Here is a 6,872-nt window from a genome sequence, read left to right as displayed (position 1 = left end):
ATTGAGATTTATTACAATCGGGTCAGAAGACATTCTGCAAATGGCTGGTTAAGCCCTGAAGCCTTTGAGAAGAAATATTTTAAGAATTTAGAGGGATTTGTTGTCCACGATACTGTCTAGGATCAGAATGTGGTCTCATCCAGTTATAGTCATGCTGCCATTCGGCTAGCTTGTCTTGGATATCTTCAGAATTAATATCGACAGTAGCGTAGAACTCAGATTTATCAGTCTTTTGAGAACGCTCTACCTTGCCATTCAAATGAGGTGAACCTGGTTTATTTGGCCTAAATTTGATTCCATGCTGCATCAATTTTTTCTGTACTTTTTCAGCAAAAAATTCCCGCCCACGATCGGTCTGTATTCGCTGTATGGGAAAAGGCATTTCTTCAATTACGCAGTCTAAAAAGTCGAGCGTATTCGCCGCTGTTCGGCGTTTATATATCCTTAAAACGCGATATCGTGTACAGTCATCGATAGATGTGTACTGATATAGCCCAGGACCGAGAGTATCAAACCAATTCGGAAAAGAATACATGTTTACTTTTTAATGACAACTTAAAGTTTTATCCGCAGATTCAATAAAGTTAATCTCTGAAAGGGTGACTTAAACAACTTGATTTCTTAAACAAAGATGGCTTTGTCTAAGAAATTTTCAAGTTACAGTAAAATAGATTGCTTAAATTTTATAGAACTTTAGCAATTGACTTAGCAACATATTCTACATTTTGTAGATTTAATCCTGACACACAAATTCGTCCAGAACGAACCAAATAAATGCCAAATTCATTGCGCAAACGATCGACCTGTTCTGCTGTTAAGCCTGTATAACTAAACATGCCTTGCTGTTCAATCAAATAACTAAAGTCATGAGTAGGTGCGAGTTCGGTCAGAAAATTATAGAGTTTTTGACGAATAGATTGAATACGCATACGCATTTGCTCAACTTCATCTAACCACAATTTCTGTAAATCTGTATCATTGAGTACGATATCAACCAATGCTGCACCTGTGGTCGGTGGACTTGAATAATTACGTCGTACGGTGAACTTTAATTGACCTAATACGCGTTCAGCTTCATCTGCGGATTGACATACAAAAGATAGGCCACCAACACGTTCGCCATACAAAGAAAAAATTTTAGAGAATGAATTACTAACGATAAAACTTACATCCGTTTCTGCCAAGGCACGAATCAGATAAGCATCTTGATCCATACCTTCACCAAAACCTTGATATGCAATATCTAGGAAAGGAATCAGATCATTTTTCTGAATAATTTCGATTACTTCATCCCACTGTGCAGGACTTAAATCAGCACCAGTGGGGTTATGACAACACGGATGTAATAGCACAATACTTTTTGCAGCAAGTTGAGACAATGATTCCTTCATCGCAACAAAATTGACTTGACGGGTCGCATTGTCAAAATAAGGGTATTGGTGGGTAGCAAAACCTGCTCCAGAGAAAATCGCAATATGATTGTCCCACGTTGGGTTACTCACCCAAACCTCTGAATTTGAAAAATATGTTTTCAGGAAGTCAGCACCAACTTTTAATGCACCAGAACCACCTAAAGTCTGAATGGTTGCAATACGCTTTTCCATCAATACAGAGTGTTGCTGACCAAAAAGTAAAATTTGTATCGCCTGACGATATGCCGCTAAGCCTTCCATTGGCAGATAAAGTTTACTTTCATCGTCAGTTTTTTCGTAAATCGCTTGTGCTTTCTTGATAGCATCTAACTGTGGAACAATGCTGTCCTCATTATAATATAAGCCAATACTCAGGTTGACTTTCAATGGACGCGAATCTTGTTTAAATTTTTCCATCAATGATAGGATCGGATCACCCGCATAGGCTGGCACTTGTTCAAACATTTTTTACTCCTAGGTCTTGAAAATAAAAGTGAGATATTTCAGTTGGTAACTTTATATATTGATGTAATCAAGCAATGTATCGACTCTCTTTATGATTACATGTAATGATCAGATTCAAAATTACAGAGCCCAGTATAGAAAAAAGTAACAATTGCAGGTCCACAAAAAAACCGGATACACATAAGATCACCAGATCTACACCTAGTTGAAATTTTCCGGCAGGAATCTTGTAATGATTTTGAATAAAGAGTGCTAATAAATTTACGCCACCAAGGCTTGAACGATGACGAAATAAAATCAGCATTCCTACACCGACTAAAATATTAGCCAGGATAGACGCAAAAATCGGATTTAAATATGCAATTTGAACTAATTTAGGATTGATCAAACTAAAAAATGATAAAAGACCAACAGCTACAAAGGTTTTGATTACCAATTGCATACCCATGCGCTTATATGCCAAATAATAAAATGGCAAATTAATCACAAAAAAAATCACGCCAAATTGCCAGTGTGAAATATAGTGAATGAGCAAAGATAAACCTGCTGTACCGCCAGTCATAATGCCTGTGTTTTTCATCAGCAGTAACCCAAAGGAAATCATAAAAGTTCCTGTGAGCAATGCGAAAAAGTCCTCTAATCTCGTATGTTGATTGGAAATGGTTTTTACAGATGGAGCTGATTGCTCTACTAGTATATCACTGAGACTTTTCATATTTTGCTTTCACGATAGATTTGTAGTGTTAACGCATAAATTTGAATAGGATATTGCAAATAAAATGCCAAAATAGCATTTTTAATCATTTTTTTATTTTTTTTGAAATATTATCCTATTTTTTGTTTTAAAATGAATTTTTTGACTCTAAGGTTACTATTAAAAAAATCCCGTTTGCAAAAGCTAAAATAGCTCGGTCACTTTCAATAAGAAAACAAATTTTATAAGGCTAAACTTAGCCATATCACGATAGCTTTGGCTCTCAGGTCATCAGTTGAAATAAATAAAAAAGATTTAAGTAATAAAAAATTCTAGGATTTTTCTTTAATCCCTTAAATTAATGTGATTTTCTTTAATTTTTTCCAGAATAATCGAGGTATTTAAGCTACTGATAGCGTAATTGGCAGAAGACAATTCCCCAATTAATTTAACTAGTGCATCTAAATTTTTAACAGCGACTTTTAAGAGATAATCATAGCTACCTGTTAATTTATAAACATCTCGTACTGTAGGCTCATTTTGTAAAAAATAAATAAATCTTCTATACGATTCATCATTATAGTTGCCAATCTTAACTTCGATCATACCAGTGATTTGGGCAGGATCAGCATTGACAGCAATTTGTGCATAATAGCCAGTAATAACATTTTTTTGCTCAAGTAAAATTCGTCTGCGAGAACATTGTGAAGTCGAAAGCCCGACTAATTCTGCCAGTTCCTGATTGGTAAGTCGCCCATTTATTTGTAAATGTTGAATAATTTTACGATCGTAATCATCAAGTTCAATACTCATAGCATCTATATCATCATCAAGGATTTTTGCATCCTAACACGTTTATTAATTTCACCACTAATATAGCTATTTTAAAAATTAGATTTATTTAAAAAAGAATCATTTTGGTGCGAATTACATTTAGAATCGTGCATAAATATTTATTATGCACAATTTTATTGCATTTTAATGGCTTTGTTGCACAAAGATTTGAAATGCAAAGCGCCCCTAATTGAGCCAAATTTAAGGCGTAACTTGGGTAAGTGGTCGACCTAATTCCGTAAATCTGTTAAGGACTGCTACACGTGCATGGATCTCATTCACTTGGCTATCAAAACTCCTTGCACTGAGTTTATCTCCTAATAATTTGATGCAATGCATCTTAGTTTCAACCAAACTTCGCCGATGATAGCCTGACCATTTTTTCCATAGTGTCCTGCCTAAACGTTTAATTGTTCGAAGTAATTCATTTCGCTCTATAGTCAAACTACTTTATTATCCATACATTATTCGAAAAAACTCAAAATAATTCATTGACTTAGATATATTAGTTTTATAATGATTTGACTATAGCGAGCTACTCTTTGTATCTTTCCATGGTTTCGCATTTTTTCTAGGTGGAATCACCGCATGCGCTTGCCGATCTGCAATGATCTGACGGCATTTCTTGGTGTCATAAGCTCCATCGGTATAAACAGAGTCAATCCGCTCATCTTGTGGAATCTGATTAAGTAAATCACCAAGCACCTGTGAATCACTGACATTATTGGTTGTAAGCTGAACTGCTCGTATTTGCAGGGTTTTGGCATCTATACCAATATGTAGTTTACGCCATTGGCGACGATATTCAGGTCCATGTTTCTTGCGCTTCCATTCGCCCTCACCTAGAAACTTCCTGCCTGTAGAGTCTATCTAGAAACTTCATGCCTGTAGAGTCTATGAGTAGATGCAGCCCATCGCTACTTTTTTGGTAGCTGATTACAATATCAATATGCTTTTGTCTTCTACAAAGCGTGGTGTAATCTGGAGCTGTCCAATTTAATCCGCAAAGTTTAATCAGACTTTGCACAAAGCCAGTAACCATACGTAAAGACAGACGGAATAAGGATTTAATCATTAAGCAGCATTGGATGGCTGCGTCGGAGTAGGTTTGATTTCGCCCTTGTTTGCCTTTTGATGGCGCATACCATTGCGTAGCAGGATCAAACCAAAGGGCAATATTTCCGCGACTCATGAGTGCTCGGTTATATGCGGGCCAATTGGTTGTGCGGTAGATTTTGTGTGTAGGCTTCTTCATTTGAAAATTATATCGCTGAAAAACCCTTTACAGATAGGTTTGTGCAACAAAGCCCATTTTAATTCAAAGCCATATATTAATTTTAATTTCTAATTCTTCTACAGCACTTAATTTAGTTTAATAAAAAGTCAAACTTAATTCTTACGGCTTTTGATCATTTATCTTGTTTTTCGTATATTTTTGGGATTTATGATCATTTTTTGTTTTTTTTGGCACATTTATTGCAATTTTGCCTGTAACGATATCTAATCCCTCGGGGTATGCTGGTCATGAGCGAAACACATCATTTAAAGAAAAAATTATCCAATCGGCATATTCAGCTTATTGCGCTAGGTGGTGCTATTGGTACAGGTTTATTCTTAGGACTTGGACAAACCATTCAATTGGCTGGACCTTCAGTAATTTTAGGTTATGCAATTGCAGGAGTTATTGCTTTTTTAATTATGCGTCAGCTGAGTGATATGGTTGTTGATGAACCTGTTATTGGTTCATTTAGCCATTTTGCCTACAAATATTGGGGACCAATGATGGGCTTCATTTCTGGGTGGAATTATTGGATTTTATACGTCTTGGTTGGGATGGCTGAATTAAGTGCTATTGGCGTTTTTGTGAACTTTTGGTGGCCTGACATCCCGACATGGGTAACTGCCTTATTTTTCTTTATTGTGATTAATACGATTCATTTTACCAATGTACGTTTTTTTGGAGAAACAGAATTTGTATTTTCACTGATTAAGATTATTGCTATTTTAGCGATGATTGCATTTGGTTTATATCTCTTATTCAGTGGTCATGGTGGCTCGCAAGCGAGTGTATCTAATCTTTGGGCACTTGGTGGATTTTTTCCAAATGGTCTGAGTGGTTTAGCTTTAGCAATGGCAGCAATTATGTTCGCATTTGGTGGATTGGAGCTCATTGGAATTTCAGCAGCCGAAACAAGTAATCCTGAGCATAGTATTCCTAAAGCGACTAATCAAATTGTGTATCGCATTTTAATTTTCTATGTGGGTTCAATTGCTGTACTACTGAGTCTTTATCCATGGAATCAAGTTGCAGAAGGAGGTAGTCCATTTGTACTGATTTTCCATTCATTAAATAGTGATTTTGTTGCCAATGTGCTTAATTTTGTTGTGTTAATTGCCGCAGTGTCGGTCTATAACAGTTGTGTCTATAGTAATAGCCGCATGCTTCTTGGGCTTGCTGAGCAAGGTAATGCCCCTGATATTGTGAAAAAAGTGAATCAACGTGGTATTCCAACAGTAGCACTTATAATTTCATCTGCAATTACAGCCCTTTGTGTATTAATTAACTATTTATTTCCAGGTAAAGCTTTTGGTTTTTTAATGATGCTGGTAGTTGCGGCATTGGTGATTAATTGGTTGATGATATCACTAACACATTTGAAATTTCGTAAAGCAAAATTAGCTGAAGGCAAAACAACAGTCTTTCCAAGTCTTTGGGCACCTTATACTAATTATCTGACCATTGCATTCGTCTGCGGTATTTTAGTCATTATGGCTTGTACTCCAAGCATTCGTACTGCTGTATTGATTATGCCTGTATGGTTGATTTTCCTAATGATAATTTATCAGCTTAAATATCGTAAAAAAGGCGTATTAGATTCTGTAAGCTCTTAATTAGAAAACGCAAATGTAAGTTATAACTGTATTTGATTTAAGTTTAGTCAGTTTATTGGTTACTCGATAATAAGCTTTAGTCCCTCATATATGAGTGAGGGCTAAGGCGTATTTAATAACGTTGATACATTTTCATAAATTATGAAATTTTAGCTTATGACGAAATGTGGAAACTTTTTAATAATGTATATTTTAAATAAAATCAGGAGATTAAAGTGACTATTGAAAATTTGTGTAAGCAATATTTAGATGGTTTAAATCAGGGAAATATTGACCTTGTATTATCACTTTTTGAAAGAGATGCGACTATTTCGTCACCTTTATATGGTAATAAACCTGTAAAGACCTTTTATGATGAGTTATTCGCTGATACATCTCTGTCAGAAACAACTTTACTACATATTTCTAAGGAATCAGATGAACAAGATGCGATTGCATTACATTTTAATGGCTTTGTTGCACAAACCTATCTCTAAAGGCTTATTCCACAATATAATTTTCAAATGAATAAGTCGACACCAAAAATTTATCGCACAACCAATTGGTCTTCATATAACCGAGCTCTCATTAATCGT

The 6,872-nt window shown here is 35.5% G+C and carries 5 protein-coding genes and 3 pseudogenes; 3 read left to right on the top strand and 5 right to left on the bottom strand.

Features of this window, described 5'->3' with window-relative positions:
- Positions 1-120 (top strand): annotated as a pseudogene (locus MSG95_RS18520) (IS3 family transposase); the annotation flags it as partial.
- A gap of 4 nt (positions 121-124) precedes the next feature.
- Here MSG95_RS18520 and MSG95_RS18515 read toward each other — a convergent pair.
- The 5 genes and pseudogenes from MSG95_RS18515 to MSG95_RS18495 form a co-directional block, all read right to left on the bottom strand.
- Positions 125-505, bottom strand: a pseudogene (locus tag MSG95_RS18515) (DDE-type integrase/transposase/recombinase); the annotation flags it as partial.
- 178 nt (positions 506-683) lie between these two features.
- Positions 684-1,877 carry an aromatic amino acid transaminase gene (locus MSG95_RS18510; RefSeq protein WP_317299906.1) on the bottom strand — a complete coding sequence of 398 codons (1,194 nt, stop codon included), beginning with the start codon at positions 1,875-1,877 and terminating at the stop codon, positions 684-686.
- Between the two features lie 67 nt (positions 1,878-1,944).
- Entirely contained in the window at positions 1,945-2,592 is a 648-nt protein-coding gene (locus MSG95_RS18505) for a YitT family protein (protein WP_317299907.1), read from the bottom strand.
- 324 nt (positions 2,593-2,916) lie between these two features.
- A complete protein-coding gene (locus MSG95_RS18500; protein ID WP_317299908.1) occupies positions 2,917-3,384 on the bottom strand; it encodes an Lrp/AsnC family transcriptional regulator in 468 nt (155 codons plus the stop codon).
- Positions 3,385-3,606: 222 nt separating this feature from the next.
- Positions 3,607-4,660 (bottom strand): annotated as a pseudogene (locus MSG95_RS18495) (IS5 family transposase).
- A gap of 269 nt (positions 4,661-4,929) precedes the next feature.
- Between MSG95_RS18495 and MSG95_RS18490 the strand changes: the two are divergent.
- Both MSG95_RS18490 and MSG95_RS18485 read left to right on the top strand, forming a co-directional pair.
- Positions 4,930-6,297 (top strand): amino acid permease, encoded by a 1,368-nt coding sequence (locus MSG95_RS18490; RefSeq protein ID WP_408649573.1) that lies wholly within the window; start codon positions 4,930-4,932, stop codon positions 6,295-6,297.
- A 215-nt stretch (positions 6,298-6,512) separates the two neighbouring features.
- Complete coding sequence (locus MSG95_RS18485; RefSeq protein WP_317299910.1) at positions 6,513-6,773, top strand: hypothetical protein; 261 nt, start codon at positions 6,513-6,515, stop codon at positions 6,771-6,773.
- Positions 6,774-6,872: the final 99 nt, after the last annotated feature.

This window comes from Acinetobacter sp. IK23 (assembly GCF_035615275.1).
Lineage (GTDB): Bacteria > Pseudomonadota > Gammaproteobacteria > Pseudomonadales > Moraxellaceae > Acinetobacter > Acinetobacter seifertii.
Note: the sequence above shows the minus strand (reverse complement) of the source record. Positions and strands in the feature narration are given on the sequence as shown.

Coding starts and splice junctions, on each gene's coding strand:
- MSG95_RS18510 (WP_317299906.1), bottom strand. CDS start 1,877: ATGTTTGAACAAGTGCCAGCCTATGCGGGTGATCCGATCCTATCATTG.
- MSG95_RS18490 (WP_408649573.1), top strand. CDS start 4,930: ATGAGCGAAACACATCATTTAAAGAAAAAATTATCCAATCGGCATATT.
- MSG95_RS18505 (WP_317299907.1), bottom strand. CDS start 2,592: ATGAAAAGTCTCAGTGATATACTAGTAGAGCAATCAGCTCCATCTGTA.
- MSG95_RS18500 (WP_317299908.1), bottom strand. CDS start 3,384: ATGAGTATTGAACTTGATGATTACGATCGTAAAATTATTCAACATTTA.